Source organism: Photobacterium sp. SKA34 (genome assembly GCF_000153325.1).
In the GTDB taxonomy this organism is placed as follows: Bacteria; Pseudomonadota; Gammaproteobacteria; order Enterobacterales; family Vibrionaceae; genus Photobacterium.
In genome coordinates, this window is the sequence record NZ_CH724147.1 from 88,222 (window position 1) to 104,731 (window position 16,510).

General features: G+C 43.8%; 13 protein-coding genes. 2 read left to right on the plus strand and 11 right to left on the minus strand.

Annotated features, from left to right (window positions below; all coding sequences use genetic code 11):
- Positions 1-163: 163 nt before the first annotated feature.
- The 6 genes from panF to acs all read right to left on the minus strand — a co-directional run bounded on the left by panF (position 164) and on the right by acs (position 6,845).
- Positions 164-1,621: a sodium/pantothenate symporter gene (gene panF, locus SKA34_RS22390; RefSeq protein ID WP_006647681.1), complete on the minus strand. Its 1,458-nt coding sequence runs from the start codon at positions 1,619-1,621 to the stop codon at positions 164-166.
- Positions 1,614-1,895, minus strand: coding sequence for a YhdT family protein (locus SKA34_RS22395; protein ID WP_006647680.1), 282 nt, complete (start codon positions 1,893-1,895; stop codon positions 1,614-1,616). The genes panF and SKA34_RS22395 overlap by 8 nt, the downstream gene beginning before the upstream one ends.
- Positions 1,896-2,093: 198 nt before the next feature.
- Positions 2,094-3,437 carry an acetyl-CoA carboxylase biotin carboxylase subunit gene (gene accC / locus SKA34_RS22400; RefSeq protein WP_006647679.1) on the minus strand — a complete coding sequence of 448 codons (1,344 nt, stop codon included), beginning with the start codon at positions 3,435-3,437 and terminating at the stop codon, positions 2,094-2,096.
- 14 nt (positions 3,438-3,451) lie between these two features.
- The gene (gene accB, locus SKA34_RS22405; RefSeq protein ID WP_006647678.1) at positions 3,452-3,919 is read right to left on the minus strand and encodes an acetyl-CoA carboxylase biotin carboxyl carrier protein; all 468 of its coding nucleotides are present in this window, start codon (positions 3,917-3,919) and stop codon (positions 3,452-3,454) included.
- Positions 3,920-3,946: 27 nt separating this feature from the next.
- Entirely contained in the window at positions 3,947-4,399 is a 453-nt protein-coding gene (gene aroQ / locus SKA34_RS22410; protein ID WP_006647677.1) for a type II 3-dehydroquinate dehydratase, read from the minus strand.
- Between the two features lie 496 nt (positions 4,400-4,895).
- Positions 4,896-6,845 carry an acetate--CoA ligase gene (acs, locus tag SKA34_RS22415; protein WP_006647676.1) on the minus strand — a complete coding sequence of 650 codons (1,950 nt, stop codon included), beginning with the start codon at positions 6,843-6,845 and terminating at the stop codon, positions 4,896-4,898.
- Positions 6,846-7,230: 385 nt separating this feature from the next.
- Between acs and SKA34_RS22420 the strand changes: the two genes are divergently transcribed.
- Together SKA34_RS22420 and SKA34_RS22425 are read left to right on the plus strand one after the other, a co-directional pair.
- Entirely contained in the window at positions 7,231-8,406 is a 1,176-nt protein-coding gene (locus tag SKA34_RS22420) for a 3-phenylpropionate MFS transporter (RefSeq protein WP_006647675.1), read from the plus strand.
- Between the two features lie 170 nt (positions 8,407-8,576).
- Positions 8,577-12,029 carry a PAS domain-containing hybrid sensor histidine kinase/response regulator gene (locus SKA34_RS22425; protein ID WP_006647674.1) on the plus strand — a complete coding sequence of 1,151 codons (3,453 nt, stop codon included), beginning with the start codon at positions 8,577-8,579 and terminating at the stop codon, positions 12,027-12,029.
- 84 nt (positions 12,030-12,113) lie between these two features.
- Here the strand turns inward: SKA34_RS22425 and SKA34_RS22430 are convergent, their stop codons facing one another.
- The 5 genes from SKA34_RS22430 to SKA34_RS22450 form a co-directional block, all read right to left on the minus strand.
- Positions 12,114-13,817 carry a sodium:solute symporter family protein gene (locus tag SKA34_RS22430; protein ID WP_006647673.1) on the minus strand — a complete coding sequence of 568 codons (1,704 nt, stop codon included), beginning with the start codon at positions 13,815-13,817 and terminating at the stop codon, positions 12,114-12,116.
- A gap of 11 nt (positions 13,818-13,828) precedes the next feature.
- On the minus strand, positions 13,829-14,095 hold the full coding sequence (locus SKA34_RS22435; protein ID WP_005372635.1) for a DUF4212 domain-containing protein: 267 nt from the start codon (positions 14,093-14,095) through the stop codon (positions 13,829-13,831).
- Between the two features lie 197 nt (positions 14,096-14,292).
- Entirely contained in the window at positions 14,293-14,925 is a 633-nt protein-coding gene (locus SKA34_RS22440) for a MarC family protein (RefSeq protein ID WP_006647672.1), read from the minus strand.
- Positions 14,926-15,075: 150 nt separating this feature from the next.
- Positions 15,076-15,705 (minus strand): response regulator transcription factor, encoded by a 630-nt coding sequence (locus SKA34_RS22445; protein WP_006647671.1) that lies wholly within the window; start codon positions 15,703-15,705, stop codon positions 15,076-15,078.
- Positions 15,706-15,867: 162 nt separating this feature from the next.
- On the minus strand, positions 15,868-16,449 hold the full coding sequence (locus SKA34_RS22450) for a thioredoxin fold domain-containing protein (protein WP_006647670.1): 582 nt from the start codon (positions 16,447-16,449) through the stop codon (positions 15,868-15,870).
- Positions 16,450-16,510: the final 61 nt, after the last annotated feature.

Below are 16,510 nucleotides of genomic sequence, written 5' to 3' on the forward strand. Positions count from 1 at the left end.
GGTTTATTCGCTTTTTTTGTGACTACTTGAACATAGGGGCCGAAGTCTAGCATGAAATTTCACCAATCCCCATTATCAGATGCCATTCTAGGGATAAAAAAAAGATAGTACCGACAGGCACTATCTTTAATGGAGTTGATTATTTAGCGTGATATAACCGATTTTAGTCGCTTAATTGCGGTGTTTCTACTTTTGTCGGTTTTGCATAGCTACCAATGATAAAGGCGATCAAACCTAATAAAAGCGTTGGCACAATCGCATGAACGCTATTCATATCAGGCTTACTAAATGACAAAATAATGTAGCTACTCAAACCGACGATCATGGAAGAAAAAGCGCCTGTTGCAGAGGCTTTTTTCCAATATAAGCCGAGTACCAGAGGCCACAAAAATACGGCTTGTAAGCTACCAAAAGCTAATAGGTTAAGCCAAATGATCATGTCGGGCGGATTCATCGCAGCGATAAACACTAAGCCAGAGAAAATACCAGTTACCAATAGTGATAATTTAGGCAGGCGCTTTTCAGCGTATTCATGATTGGCAATGCTTGGATTGATATAGTTGATATATAAATCTTTGAGCAGTGTTGCTGAAGCTTGAATGAGTTGTGAGTCGATAGTCGACATAATCGCCGCCATTGGGCCTGCCAAGAATACACCGGCTACAACAGGTGGTAATACGGTTACCATAAGGGTTGGCATGATCTGATCGGGGCTAGCGATATCAGGCACGATAGCACGGCCTAATGCCCCTGCTAAGTGCATTCCAAACATCAGTAGCGCTACCATGATGGTACTGAGTACCATGCCTTTGTGCAGTGAGTTACTGTCTTTATAAGACATACAACGTACCGCAGCATGCGGCAGACCGATAACACCAAAACAGACCAAAATCCAAAAACTCAGCATAAAGGGCTGACTCAGAAAGTGGTTCGGGCCGTAAGGAGTAATTAATGCCGGATCAATATCGTGAAGCTTGGTAACTAATGCGCCGATACTTCCGCCGGCATGCACGATCCCAACCAGTAACGCAATGGTACCGATGATCATCATCAAGCCCTGTAAGGTATCAGTCATCACAACAGCACGAAAGCCACCAATTGTAGTGTATAGGCCTACGGTGATCGCAAAGATCATTAAGCCATGCATATACGATAAGCCTGTCACGGTTTGGAGTAAACGCGCACCACCGACAAACTGTACGACCATGGTGCCAAAAAAGGCGATCAGTAATGACAGTGAAGCAAAAATGACGACCCCACGGTTTTTATAGCGAGCATAAAGAATGTCATTAAGGGTTAATGCGTTATGACGTCTTGCTTCGATGGCAAATTTCTTACCGAGTACACCAAGGGTAAGCCATGCTGCGGGTAATTGGATCATCGCAAGTAATACCCAGCCTAAGCCCATTTTATAGGCAGCCCCTGGGCCACCAATAAAGGTGCTGGCACTGGCGTAAGTAGCAGCAAGGGTCATCGCAAGGACAAAGCCGCCCATGCTACGCCCACCGACTAGGTATTCGGTAAGAAAGTGTCCTTTGCTTTGAAAGCGTCGGGTATAAAGTGCCATCGCAAATACTGCAGCAAGATACAGTACGATAGGAATAATGAGTTGGCTATTCATGGGGGTCTTCGTGGTTAATATCTAAAGGGAGATCTCGGTAGACGACTTTGACCATGACACCGCACATGACGGTAAAAATGATCGGGCCGACAATGCATGACATCAAGAACCAGAGTGGAAAGCCCAAATATAGGGTTGGCATGCTTAGATCACCGATGGCGGGCGCTAAGCCGTAGGCGGATAGGTACCACCAAAGAAAATAAGCTAACGCTAGTCCTATCGCCCAAAGTGCCTCTTTATGGGCTTGGCGATAGCGTGCTGAGAGCGTTTTCATGCTGTATCTCCAGTTGTTATCAAGTGTTTTCCTACTCAATACAGTGTAGTAACTAGTAGGGCTGGTCAAAAAGGTGGGCTATTGTGGCAAAAGATACTGTTTTATGCCATGTGAACCGATCAATCGAGGTGAATTGAGATTGTACATAAACAAAAAAAGACTACCCGAAGGTAGCCTTTTATCGTCAAGCAAGTGAACTTATTGCAAACCGAGTTTCTTCTCAAGGTAGTGGATGTTTGCGCCACCTTTTTGGAAGTTCTCGTCAGCCATAATATCTTGCTGAAGCGGAATGTTGGTTTTAATACCGTCGATGATCATTTCGCTCAATGCATTACGCATGCGAGAAATCGCCACATCACGATTTTCACCGTACGAAATTAACTTACCGATCATTGAATCGTAGTAAGGCGGTACTGTGTAACCAGTATAGATGTGTGATTCCCAACGGATCCCCATACCACCTGGCGCATGGAAGCGCTCGATAGTACCTGGACAAGGTAGGAAACGTTCGGGATCTTCTGCATTAATACGACATTCGATAGCATGGCCACGAATTTGAATATCGCTTTGGTTAAACGACAGCGGTTGACCTGCGGCAATGCGTAGCTGCTCTTTAATCAAGTCTACGCCTGTTACCATTTCGGTTACTGGGTGCTCAACCTGAATACGGGTGTTCATTTCAATGAAGTAGAACTCACCGTTTTCGTAAAGGAACTCGAATGTACCTGCGCCACGGTAATTAATTTCTAAACATGCACGAGTACAACGCTCACCGATGTACTTACGCATTTCTTCGGTAATGCCCGGTGCTGGTGCTTCTTCAACCACTTTCTGGTGACGACGCTGCATCGAACAGTCACGCTCACCTAAGTGAATAGCGCCACCTTGGCCATCAGCTAAGACTTGAACTTCAATGTGACGTGGGTTTTCAAGGTATTTCTCCATGTAAACCATGTCGTTATTGAAACAAGATTTTGCTTCAGCACGGGTCATTGCGATCGCTTCAGTCAATTCTTCTTCTGAACGAACTACACGCATACCACGACCACCGCCGCCACCAGAGGCTTTGATGATCACAGGATAACCGATACGTTTAGCAAAAGATTTGTTCTTTGCTTCATCGTCATCAAGAGGGCCGTCAGAGCCTGGTACACAAGGAACACCTGCTTTTTTCATTGCCGTAATAGCAGAAACTTTATCGCCCATTAGACGAATAGTGTCAGCTTTTGGACCTACGAAAATAAAGCCTGAACGCTCAACTTGTTCTGCAAAGTCAGCATTTTCAGAAAGGAAACCGTAGCCTGGGTGGATAGCGACTGCTCCTGTAATTTCAGCTGCACTGATAATACGAGGAATATTTAAGTAACTATCGATGCCGCGTGCAGGACCAATACATACTGACTCGTCAGCAAGTAGAACGTGCTTAAGATCGCGGTCGGCGGTTGAGTGAACCGCAACCGTTTTAATCCCTAGCTCTTTACAAGCGCGCAAGATACGAAGTGCAATTTCACCTCGGTTTGCAATTACTAATTTATCTAACATAGCCAGAGCCTCGATTACTCGATGATGATAAGAGGCTGATCGAATTCAATCGCATCGCCGTCTTCTGCAAGAATAGCGACAACTTTACCGGCTTTGTCAGCTTGTATTTGGTTCATCATTTTCATCGCTTCAACGATACATAGTGTGTCGCCAATATTTACCGATTGACCAACTTCAACAAATGACTTTGATTCAGGGCTTGGATAGCGGTAGAAGGTACCAACCATAGGTGAAAGCACAGAGTGACCTGATGCAACAGGTGCTGGCGCTTCAGCTGCTGGAGTAACAGGTGCTGGCGCTTCTACAGGTGCAGTAGGCATAGGTTGTTGTGCCATTGGCGCTGCCATGTATTGTTGTGGCATTGCTGTTGCTGGAACACTACGGCTGATGCGTACTGATTCTTCACCTTCAGAGATTTCTAGCTCAGCGATGCCTGATTCTTCTACAAGCTCAATTAGCTTCTTGATTTTACGAATATCCATTTATATTTCTCTTTTTATATTGTTCAGTTAGCTATCTGCATGCAGACGACGTACCGCTGCATTCAGGGCGAATTCATAGCCGTCAGGGCCTAAGCCACAAATCACGCCTACTGCTTTATCGGATAAGTAAGAATGATGACGGAAAGGTTCACGAGCGTGGACATTAGATAAATGTACTTCAATAAACGGAATGGCGACGCCGAGTAAGGCATCACGAAGGGCTACACTCGTATGAGTAAAAGCTGCAGGGTTAATAATGATGAAATCGACCTTGCCATAAGCTTGATGGATTGCATCAATTAACACATGTTCCGCGTTGGATTGAATATGATCTAATGCCACACCTAATTGGGTCGCTTTAGCAGTGAGCCCATCAACCACTTGGGTTAATGTTTGGTGGCCATAATGCCCCGGCTCTCGTAGACCTAGTAAGTTAAGGTTAGGTCCATTTATTAATAAAATTCGTTTAACGGTCGACATCTTGACGTATTTTCACTTGTTTATGAGGTTAAACTCTAACAACTTGCAAGCTTATGCAATTTTGTTTCCGTGTGTCCGTTTTTTTACTGCTAAACGTTCATTGTTGAGCAATTATAGAGAATTCACCGCAAATCGCAGCAAAATACTGGTCTAATCACCACTTTTTTGTGTGAACACGTGTAAGCCGTAGTGGGAAGTGTCGTTACTCTTAGTGGTTTTATCTTACGACAAGTTCACTCAACTAAGTGTAAGAATTTAGTAATAATTATGACTAAATTCGCTGCATTCCCACAATATGAAAAACGGTAAAGTTCAGTAGATAATATTTGACGAATAAATCAACAATCAAGCTGTTGATTTATTCAGCATTGCGATCAAAGTGGCGTATTTTAGGCTGAGAATGCTAGAAGTTAGCTGAATTAAATAAAGATAATGATGGGGTGAAAATAAAAAAGGCCGCAATTGAGCGGCCTTTATATATTGATAAAAAAGTTGATTACATCACTTTTTGTTTTTCTTCAATGAGTCGATCAACAACAGTTGGATCTGCAAGTGTTGAAGTATCACCTAAGGTTGAGGTATCTCCAGTTGCTATCTTACGAAGAATTCGACGCATGATCTTACCTGAACGTGTTTTTGGTAATGCATCTGTCCAATGTAAGAAGTCTGGTGTGGCGATAGGACCAATTTCCTTACGTACCCAGTTTTTCACTTCTTTATGCAGTTCTGCACTTGGAATTTCACCATCGTTTAGAGTGATGTAAGCATAAATTGCTTGGCCTTTTATCTCATGTGGTACACCCACAATCGCCGCTTCTGCAATCTTATCGAAAGCAACGAGTGCTGATTCAATTTCAGCCGTCCCCATACGGTGACCTGAAATATTTAACACGTCATCGACACGACCTGTGATCCAGTAATAACCGTCTTCATCACGACGCGCACCGTCACCGGTGAAATACATGCCTTTAAAGGTAGAGAAATAAGTCTGTTCAAAACGTTCGTGATCGCCGCAAAGCGTACGCATTTGACCAGGCCATGAATCGGTCATGACTAAGTTACCGTCAGTGGCGCCTTCAAGGATATTACCGACGTTATCAACGAGTGCAGGTTGTACACCAAAGAAAGGACGTGTTGCAGATCCTGGTTTTAGTGCGGTTGCACCCGGTAGTGGTGTAATTAAGATCCCGCCTGTTTCTGTTTGCCACCATGTATCTACGATTGGGCAACGTTTGTCGCCAATTGTGCGGTGATACCACTCCCATGCTTCTGGGTTAATGGGTTCGCCGACAGAGCCCATGATACGCAGTGAGGAGCGGTTAGTTCCTTGAATCGCTTCATCACCTTTCGCCATCAGAGCACGAATAGCGGTAGGCGCTGTGTATAAAATACTGACTTGGTGCTTATCCACCACTTCGCTCATGCGACTGGTTGATGGGTATGTTGGCACGCCTTCAAATAATACTGTGGTTGCACCATTAGCTAGTGGTCCGTATACCAAGTAGCTGTGACCTGTGATCCAGCCCACATCTGCGGTACACCAGTACACATCACCGTCTTGGTAATCAAATACATATTTAAACGTCATCGTAGCGTAAACTAGATAGCCACCTGTGGTGTGAAGTACACCTTTAGGCTTACCCGTTGAGCCTGATGTGTAAAGAATAAAAAGAGGATCTTCAGCGTTCATTGGCTCAGGAGCACAGTGAGTCGAAGCCACGGCAGTTGCTTCATGCCACCATACATCGCGGTCATCATTCCAAGCGACTTCACCACCGGTGCGTTTAAAGACAACCACTTTTTCAACCGTCGTTACTTCAGGGTTTACTAGTGCGTCGTCTACATTTTTCTTAAGGGGAACGGCACGCCCACCACGCACACCTTCATCAGCAGTAACAACCACTTTTGCATTTGAATCGATAATGCGTCCAGCCAATGCTTCTGGAGAGAAACCACCAAAGACGATAGTGTGCACTGCACCAATACGGGTACAAGCGAGCATTGCAATTGCCGCTTCGGCAACCATTGGCATGTAAAGACACACCACATCACCTTTACGCACACCTTGGCTCTTTAGGGCGTTAGCAAACTGACAGACTTCTTGATGTAATTCATTGTAGGTTAGGATGGCATCATCATTTGGATCATCACCTTCCCAAATAATAGCGGCTTGCTCGCCTTTGGTCGCGAGGTGGCGATCAATACAGTTAGCAGAGACATTAAGCTCACCGTCTTCAAACCATTTAATGCTGACGTGGCCGGTATCAAATGAGGTGTTTTTAACTTTAGTAAATGGTGTCATCCAATCAACGATTTGGCCATGTTCACGCCAAAAGCCTTCTGGGTTAATTACTGATTGCTGATACATTTCACGGTATTGCTCTTCATTGATATGAGCTGTTTTTGTGATGGTCTCATTGACCGGATAAACGTGAACCTCACTCATCCTATTCTCCTTGAGTTCTAATACCTTCTGCGCCCTGCATCCTTAGCCGATGTAATAAGGGTGAGCAAACTGACTTTTTATAGTTGTTTGTGCTGCTTATACGGTGTTCCATTTTGTGTATGTCTACAATTAGACTTTAGGATGAGAGAGCTGGATCAAAGGGCGTAAATATAAGTTACATGGATTTTTCATGACAATTTGTAAGGGGGATATCTCAACTAAGTGATAGCGTGAGACGAATATAAAAAATAAAAGAGATCTCTGTCGCACTATTGGAGTAATCATGTGTTGTTATTGGGTTTAAATTGCGCGCTGGCATTAGGTTGAGAAGAAAACTACGTCATAATATGTTGCTTTTTTATTCACCACATTATGCGAGATCACTATGTTTACACGTTCGCCCTACAGCTGGAGCTCACAATACTTGTTGGGCTTTTTCTTCTCTTACGGTGTTTATCTGCCATTTTGGGCTATTTGGTTTAAGCATATTGGAGTGGATGATTCTGATATTGGCTTGTTGCTGGGCTTAGGTTTTGCCGTTCGTTGCTTAGCTAATTTAGTATTAACTCCGCGTATCCACAAAGTAGAGCATCTTATTCCTGCTTTACGAGGTTTTACCCTGCTCGGTTTGCTTGCCTGTATTCTTTATATTGTCGGTGGTGGGGGACTATGGGTACTTGCCGCTGTCACTATCTTATTTAATTTATCAGCTGGGCCTATCGTGCCAATTTCTGATGCTATCGTGAACCATTATGCAAAAGGTGGGCATCTTGATTATGGTCGCACCCGTCTGTGGGGATCGATTGCCTTTATTGCTGGATCAACGGTAGTAGGGATGCTGGCTAATCACTATGGTGCCGATATCATTCCGTGGGTGGCATTATCTGGATTAGTGTTCTCGCAGTTAATGGCGGCAAGAAATCCTGCGATTATGCCATTCGATGAGGGAAGCTCTGAGCAAGTTCGCCCTGCATTGCGGGCGATTTTATGTAATGGTGCGGTGATTAAGTTGATTGTGGTTGCGGCATTACTGCAAGGTAGTCATGCGGCTTATTATGGTTTTAGCTCTATCTATTGGCAGAAAATTGGTTTTAGTGAATCAATGATCGGTTACCTATGGAGCTTCAGTGTTGCTGCAGAAGTTATGGTATTTCTGGTTAGTAAGCGCTTATTTTCTGGTTGGTCGGTAAATAATATGTTCCGCTTAGCAGCATTCGGCGTCTTGGTACGTTGGGGGTTAACGGCCACTTTGACAGATCAATGGCTGATGTTTCCCGTTCAAGCTTTACATGGCGTAACCTTTGCTGCAGCTCACTTAGCGGCGATTCGTTATATTCAACAACAGCCGAGTAATCATTCTGTCGCGCTGCAATCGCTGTATAACGCGATCCCTCTTGGGGCGGTAATGGCAGTATTAACGTCGATGAGTGGGTGGATGTATGGCAGTTGGGGCGCGAATGTCTTTTGGATCATGGCCGCGATGGCTTTTCCTGTGTTCTTTATTCGTTTAGCACCACCTCAACAGATCGCGGCGACGGAATATAAAACCAGTAAAGCATAGTGATTACTAACTTCTACTATAAAGTGCAGTCTTAATGGCTGCGCTTTTTTATTGCGACAAAGAAAAGAGAAAGCTCACTGTCTTACTGAGAGAACTGTGATCAGACAGGATTGAGTAAGTTGTGACAACTTAGTTACAGTGGTGAATCAGTTTAAAAAGGATGATGTGTGATGGTACAGGGATGGATTGTTATAACCGTATCACTGGTATATCTCGGCGTACTGTTCGCGATTGCATGGTATGGCGATAAAAAAAGCCAATGGTTAGCAGGGTGGCGACCGTGGATATATAGTTTATCCATTGCGGTGTATTGTACTTCATGGAGTTTCTTCGGCACGGTGGGGCAAGCTAGCCGTGAGTTGTGGTCTTTCCTCCCTATTTATCTCGCGCCAATTATTGTATTTACCTTAGGCTGGAAAGTCTTAGCTCGGCTGATATTTATTGCTAAGCGTGAACATATTACTTCGATAGCTGATTTCATCGCGGCCCGTTACGGAAAGTCGCAAGGGTTAGCGATGCTCGTCACCGTGATTGCGGTGATAGGTATTTTGCCTTATATCGCGTTGCAGTTGCGTGGTATTACGATGGGGCTTGAACAGATCACGCCGAATTTTGGCGAGATGTTCAATCTCGAAGGGTTAGATACTGCGTGGATAGTATCTGGTGTACTAGCAGTATTTTCTATTTTGTTTGGTACTCGGCATATTGATTCTACCGAGCATCACCGCGGCATGATGATGGCGATAGCGTTTGAATCATTGATCAAGCTTGCTGCGTTTCTTGCGGTCGGAATTTTTGCGCTGAGTTTATTTAAAACCGCCCCTCAGCTTAACGCACTAAGTTGGCAATCACTTACTTACACATCACCTAATATCGGTAGCCTATTTATTCATATGCTACTTACCATGGCGGCAATTATCTGTTTGCCTCGTCAATTTCATACCATTGTAGTGGAAAACCATAGCCAAGCTGATTTACATAAAGCCCGTTGGATTTTTCCTTGTTACCTGTTCTTAATGGGGATTTTTGTTATCCCTCTTGCTTTGATTGGCCAGCAATTACTGCCGAATGTGTTAGCAGATACTTACGTGATTAATTTGCCCTTACAGCAAGGTGCGAACGGCATTGCGCTGCTCGCTTTTATTGGTGGTGCTTCAGCGGCGACAGGTATGGTCATTGTATCAACTATCGCTTTGGCAATTATGGTATCTAATGATTTAGTGATGCCATTAATGTTACGTCGAGTACGCATTGGACCGCGTAATTTTTCTGCCTTTTCAGGTTTATTATTAAATGTCCGTCGGGTGTTAATTGCAGTGTTGTTACTTGCGGCATGGGGTTTTTACCATGTGCTAGATAACGTCCATTCACTGTCGGCGATAGGTTTATTATCATTTGCTGCGATTGCACAATTTGCCCCAGCGTTGCTCGGCGGTATTTACTGGCGCTTTGGTAATAAAAAAGGCGTGTACACCGGTTTAGTTGGTGGGATGATGATTTGGCTTATTACCATGATGAGCCAAACCAGTATGTTGGCTGGGGATGCTGGAAGTAATTTTTTGCTGTGGCTATTAAGCCCACCACAACTGCCTATTTTACGAAGTTTATCTTCTGTTGATTGGGGCATGTTGTTGAGCTTATGCGTCAATGTCAGTTTGTTTGTCGGGATTTCATTAATAACGCGCTCGTCACTCACTGAACGTTTACAAGCGGCTTCTTTTGTTGGTGCCTCTCCTGCAGAAACAGAAGATGGGAGCTTATATCAAACCCGTGTGACGGTCGCTGAATTAGAAATGTTGGCTTCGCGTTTTGTTGGCCGTAAACGCGTTCGTCATTCTTTTGCTCAGTTTGCCAAGCAGCAAGATAATCGTTTAGAGCCTGAACAACAAGCATCTGCTAGCATGATCCGCCATACCGAAAGAGTATTGGCTGGCGTTTTTGGTGCATCTTCAGCAAGGTTAGTGCTTACTTCCGCTTTGCAGGGTAGAAACATGCAATTAGAAGAAGTCGCAACGATTGTTGATGAAGCTTCTGAGTTGTTTGATTTTAGCCGAGGGTTATTACAAGGAGCGATTGAACATATTAGTCAAGGTATTGCTGTGGTTGATAAACAGCTTCGGCTGGTGGCATGGAACCAACGATATTTAGAGCAGTTTTCTTTTCCTCCGGGTTTGATCCAAGTCGGTCGCCCAATTACTGATGTGATTCGGTATAACGCTGAGCAAGGATTATGTGGCCCCGGCGATCCTGAAGCACATGTTGCTAAACGAGTTGAGCATTTACAGCGGGGAACGGCGCATACGTCATCGCGAATCCGCCCTGATGGACAAGTGATAGAAGTGCAAGGTAACCCAATGCCTGGTGGTGGCTTTGTGATGAGTTTTAGTGATATTACCGCGTTTCGTCAGGTTGAAATGGCATTAAAAGAAGCCAATGAAAACCTTGAAGCGCGAGTTAAAGAGCGGACCCAACAGCTTGAACAATTGAATCATCAATTAATGATAGCCACTCAGCAAGCAGAACAACAAGCGCAATCAAAAAGTCGTTTTTTAGCTGCGGTGAGTCATGATTTGATGCAACCACTCAATGCTGCACGCCTATTTTCATCGTCGTTAACCGAAGTCGCTGAGGGTAAAGAGAGTGTGCGTTTAGCCACTCATATCGAAAGTGCATTAGGAGCGGCAGAAGATCTGATTGGAGACCTATTGGATGTCTCTCGTTTAGAGGCCGGTAAATTACAAACGCATATTGTGCCGTTTAAAGTCAGTGATGTGTTCAATACTTTATCGGCTGAATTTGGTGCTTTAGCGCAACAACAAAAGATCACCTTTGATGTGGTATGTAGTGATGCGGTGATCATCTCTGATGCCAAGCTCTTACGCCGTGCTTTGCAAAATTTCTTAACCAATGCCTTTCGTTATAACCCTAGCGGTAAAGTGTTGTTAGGTGTGAGACGTCGAGGTTTGCGTTTGCAGATTGAGGTTTGGGACAATGGACCGGGGATCCCTATAGAAAAGCAGACCAATATTTTTGATGAATTTACCCGTATAGAACAAACGGGGAGCGAGCATGGTTTGGGGTTAGGGCTGGCGATTGCGCGTGGGATCTCACGAGTGTTGGATCACCCATTAGATTTACGCTCATGGCAGGGAAAAGGCACGGTATTTTCGTTATCAGTACCATTAGGTAATGCGTCTATGCTAGCAGCTTGTTCGCAGGTATCCACAACCGAGATCAAAGCGCCATTAGTTGGGCTGAAAGTGCTGTGTGTCGATAATGAAAGTGACATTTTATTAGGAATGGAAACCTTACTCACTCGCTGGGGCTGTGAGGTTAAATTAGCTGAAAATCTTGATGAAGCTATGTGTGCTCTCGATCAACAGTGGCAACCCGATGTGATCTTTAGTGATTACCATTTATCCCATCAACAAACAGGATTAGAAGTATTGCTGCAATGCCGTTCAAGGTTAGGTGATAATTTTAAAGGGGTGGTGATTAGTGCAGATAGAATGACCGAAAATCAGGCCGCGATCCGAGGGCATGGTTTTGGGTTTATTAGTAAACCGGTTAAGCCATTAAAACTTCGTGCGGTACTGAATCAATGTTTGCCTGTAGAAGCGTAATGTGAATTAGCATAAAGAAAAAGGCGGAGTCCAATGGACTCCGCAAAAACTAGGGAGTATAGCTAAGGATAAGTGATGTATTGCTTAGTGATCTTGAGCTGCGCCAGAGCCTTGAGGGAAGCGGATAGATTCCACCATCTCCTGGACATCGTCAGGTACTTCGGCAGTAAACTTATTCACAACAATCGCGACAACAAAGTTTAGACACATACCAAGCGTACCGATCCCTTCAGGGCTAATACCAAAGAACCAGTTGTCGGGTGTACTTGCTGCGGGGTTTATAAATTTGAAGTAAATAATGTAGGCTGCAGTGAAAGTAATACCCGAAATCATGCCTGCTATCGCCCCTGATTTATTCATCTTCTTATAGAAGATCCCAAGAATAATGGCAGGGAAGAAAGAGGCTGCGGCTAAGCCGAACGAGAAAGCAACCACTTGAGCAACAAAGCCAGGTGGATTAATCCCTAAGTAACCCGCCCCCACAATCGCTACGGCGGCACCAATACGGGCGGCGAGTAATTCTTGTTTGTCTGTCATGTCCGGTTTAAAGCCTTTTTTCAGTAAATCATGTGAAATAGAGGTGGAGATCACCAGTAGTAATCCCGCAGCGGTTGATAGTGCGGCAGCTAAACCACCGGCGGCAAGCAGTGCGACAACCCAGTTAGGTAATTGAGCAAGTTCAGGGCTGGCTAATACAATGATGTCACGGTTGATCTTCATTTCATTACGATCATCGCCAGAGTAGAACATCTTGCCGTCATTATTTTTATCTTCCCACGCTACAAGCCCAGTTTTTTCCCAGTTTTTCACCCAACCAGGTGCTTTCTCGGCAGGAACCCCCTTCATATCTGGACCATTAATCGTATCAATCATATTTACACGGGCAAACGCAGCAACAGCAGGCGCGGTGGTATATAAAATGGCAATAAAGACTAATGCCCAGCCCGCTGATACGCGTGCATCTTTTACTTTAGGCACGGTGAAAAAGCGGATAATTACGTGAGGTAGACCTGCAGTACCCACCATAAGAGCAGCACAGATGAAGAACACATCTACCATGCTTTTTGAACCATCGGTGTAAGCGGTGAAGCCAAGCTCAGTGGTTAAACCATCAAGTTTCTCAAGTAGATAAGTTTCAGAGCCATTGATCGTTGATCCCAAACCAAATTGTGGAATAGGTGAGCCAGTCATCATTAAAGAAGTAAAAATAGCGGGAACCATGAAGGCAAAAATTAACACACAGTATTGCGCGACTTGGGTGTAAGTGATCCCTTTCATGCCGCCCATTACCGCGTAGAAGAATACGATCCCCATACCGATAATGATCCCCATGTTGATATCCACTTCTAAGAAACGAGCGAATACTACCCCAACCCCACGCATTTGGCCTGCTACATAAGTGAATGAAACAAAAATGGCACAGAACACAGCCACCATGCGGGCTGTTTTAGAGTAATAACGATCGCCGATAAAATCAGGTACCGTGAATTTACCGAATTTACGTAAATAAGGTGCCAGACATAGTGCTAATAATACGTAGCCGCCAGTCCAACCCATTAAGTAGACGCCACCATCGTAACCAATGAATGAGATGATTCCCGCCATTGAAATAAATGAGGCAGCAGACATCCAGTCTGCAGCTGTTGCCATGCCATTAGCGACAGGGTGGACCCCACCGCCAGCAACATAGAACTCACTGGTTGATCCCGCACGAGCCCAAATGGCAATGCCGATATAAATGGCGAATGTAATGCCGACGAGAATAAAGGTCCAAGTTTGAATATCCATTTGACGCTTCCTTAATCTTCCTGAACGTTAAATTTACGATCGAGTGCATTCATGCGATTAACATAAACAAAGATCAGAATGACAAAGGTATAAATCGCCCCTTGCTGCGAGAACCAAAAACCTAACTTGAAGCCTCCAATTTGAATGGTATTGAGAGCATCAACAAATAAGATCCCTGCGCCATACGAAACACCAAACCAGATTGCGAGTAGCGATCCCATAATACTGAGATTTTCTTTCCAATAGGCTTGTGCTTGCTCCTTGGATGCGAACGCCATTGTTATCTCCTTCACAATTAAAAATACGATATTCGTTGTTAATAAATTGTTACGAAAGAAACAATAGCAATGAAAGTAGATTCTATCTGTGCAACTTTAGTCGAGGGAGAAAAAAGAAAAAACGCCCAGGTGAGGGCGTTTTTGTGAGCTATAAATCGCTTTTAATAATGGAGGGGCGATTATGATTAGCCAAAAGTCTAAGTTAATAGGTAGAAATCTTTTATTCCCATTAAAAGATTATTGACGGCAACAGCGGCCAATATCAATCCCATTACACGGCTGATGATCGCCGCTCCCACGTTACCAATATATCGTTGGATCTTATTAGCGCCAAGTAAGAGTAATAGGGTAATCATTAATACCGATATCATCACCAGTGTTGTAATGATTTGTTCACTCAAGGCGTAGCGGTTGTTATCTGTCAGCATCACGATAGCCATCATGGCGCCAGGAGATGCAATGGAGGGAATAGCAAGTGGGTAGACAGCTAAGTTTCCCAACTCTGAATGAGCGACCTCTTCTTTGCTAATTTTACATTCATGATCGACTTTCCCCTCACCAAAAATCATGGTTAAAGCAAAAAGTAGTAGAACAAGTCCGCCAGCAGCTTGAAAAGCGGGCAATGGTATTTGCATCGCTTCTAATAATACCTGACCGACAATAACAAAAAACAATAATACACCTGTTGCAATAGCAACGGCTTTTAAAGCAACAATACGTTGTTGCTGTGCAGTTAATTGTTGGGTTTGAGAAAGGTAAACGGGGACTGAACCGATAGGATCAATAACAGCCCAAATAAGAACAAATTGAGTAACTAAGGCAGTAAGCAAACGACCCTCCATAAACTAAGGCAATGAAATAGTGTGAGTAGCCACTTACGAGTGTATCAAAATATTCACTTGTGATGTTTAGTCACATTTTATTTAAGGCATGATAACGTAACAAAATATTATGCGTTTATGCCGTTAGTGAAATGGTCGTTATAGATCCAGCTGCTGCAACAATATAACGGCTTGGGTTCTATTTTTGACTTCAAGCTTTCGAAATATCGCAGTCATGTGTGCTTTTATTGTTGCTTCAGAAACAGTTAGCTCGTAAGCAATCTGTTTGTTGAGTAAGCCATCTGACAACATGCCTAATACTTTATATTGCTGTGGTGTTAGGGTGGCAATTTTATCGGCTAGATCTCGATAAGCTCTATTGTTATCTGCGATGTCTTCAGGAAAAAAAGGTTCGCCATCGAGGACTTGATTCAGTGCTGAGATTAACGCACGCATATCACTTGATTTTGGAATAAAGCCAAACGCGCCATGGCTGTGAACCTGACGAATGACTTTGTCTTCTTCACTGGCAGAGATCACAACAGTCGGCAGTTCAGGGTATTGCTGACGGAGCTGGATTAATCCAGACATGCCATTTGCACCAGGCATTTTGAGATCGAGTAACAGCAAATCGACATCAGGCTCTTTTTCTAATAACGCAAATAAAGAATCAAGGGAGTCTGCCTCGAGAAGGTTTGCACCGCTAATCGCCATATGGACCGATTGGAACAGGGCATTACGAAACAGAGGGTGATCGTCGGCGATAACAATAGTGTGTTGAGCATCCATGGCAGTGCATTATTTTTGTTATTAATAAAGGTAACGCTAGCACGGCAGAGATCACCGCGCAATTTTCATACCATAAAGATCTGACGTTGATCCTTAATCATTTACTTTAGGTGTAACTCAATACTTCTATTCTGTTAAATGTGACTGTTTTTCTGTAAATAGTTACTGGAAGTACAGTGCTTGTTGGTGCAGGTGTTCACTAAATTTACTGGCATCCATAAACCCAGTTACTCGGGCTTTAGTTGCTTGGTTACCGTTATGATCCCAGAACAATAATGTTGGGAAACCTACGACATTTAGCTGCTGCATCAACGCTAGATCTTCTGGGGTATTAGCGGTCACATTCGCTTCGAGTAAGGTATATTTTGCTAGTTGCTTGGCTACATATGGAGAGGGAAAAACTTCCTTTTTATAGGCAATACAAGGTGTACACCAATCTGCTGTTACATCTAGCAGCACGGGCTTATTTTGGCTAGCAGCTTCTGCTAATGCGATATCTAAATCATCAATAGATTGGATAGCGATAAATGTTGGTGCAGTGGTCAGGCTCGCTTGGCGCTCTAAATGTTTAATCGCCGAAAAAAGAAAGACAGAGCACAGACCTACAACAATGCCTAAACCAATACAATATAGCCCTTTATAGGGAATGGGATGGCGGTAAATAAACCAGAGTGTTCCGCAAGATAATAGGATACATATAATCGTTATCGCCATGATAATCGGGTAATTTGTTAATAACATCATAGTGATAACTCTTATATTTTAAGGTGTTATTATCTTAGCAATAATTTCTTAAATTTGTGTA

Bases quoted from the DNA above. Each gene is read 5' to 3' on its own strand.
- panF (WP_006647681.1), bottom strand. From the start codon at position 1,621: ATGAATAGCCAACTCATTATTCCTATCGTACTGTATCTTGCTGCAGTA.
- SKA34_RS22395 (WP_006647680.1), bottom strand. From the start codon at position 1,895: ATGAAAACGCTCTCAGCACGCTATCGCCAAGCCCATAAAGAGGCACTT.
- accC (WP_006647679.1), bottom strand. From the start codon at position 3,437: ATGTTAGATAAATTAGTAATTGCAAACCGAGGTGAAATTGCACTTCGT.
- accB (WP_006647678.1), bottom strand. From the start codon at position 3,919: ATGGATATTCGTAAAATCAAGAAGCTAATTGAGCTTGTAGAAGAATCA.
- aroQ (WP_006647677.1), bottom strand. From the start codon at position 4,399: ATGTCGACCGTTAAACGAATTTTATTAATAAATGGACCTAACCTTAAC.
- acs (WP_006647676.1), bottom strand. From the start codon at position 6,845: ATGAGTGAGGTTCACGTTTATCCGGTCAATGAGACCATCACAAAAACA.
- SKA34_RS22420 (WP_006647675.1), top strand. From the start codon at position 7,231: ATGTTTACACGTTCGCCCTACAGCTGGAGCTCACAATACTTGTTGGGC.
- SKA34_RS22425 (WP_006647674.1), top strand. From the start codon at position 8,577: ATGGTACAGGGATGGATTGTTATAACCGTATCACTGGTATATCTCGGC.
- SKA34_RS22430 (WP_006647673.1), bottom strand. From the start codon at position 13,817: ATGGATATTCAAACTTGGACCTTTATTCTCGTCGGCATTACATTCGCC.
- SKA34_RS22435 (WP_005372635.1), bottom strand. From the start codon at position 14,095: ATGGCGTTCGCATCCAAGGAGCAAGCACAAGCCTATTGGAAAGAAAAT.
- SKA34_RS22445 (WP_006647671.1), bottom strand. From the start codon at position 15,705: ATGGATGCTCAACACACTATTGTTATCGCCGACGATCACCCTCTGTTT.
- SKA34_RS22450 (WP_006647670.1), bottom strand. From the start codon at position 16,449: ATGATGTTATTAACAAATTACCCGATTATCATGGCGATAACGATTATA.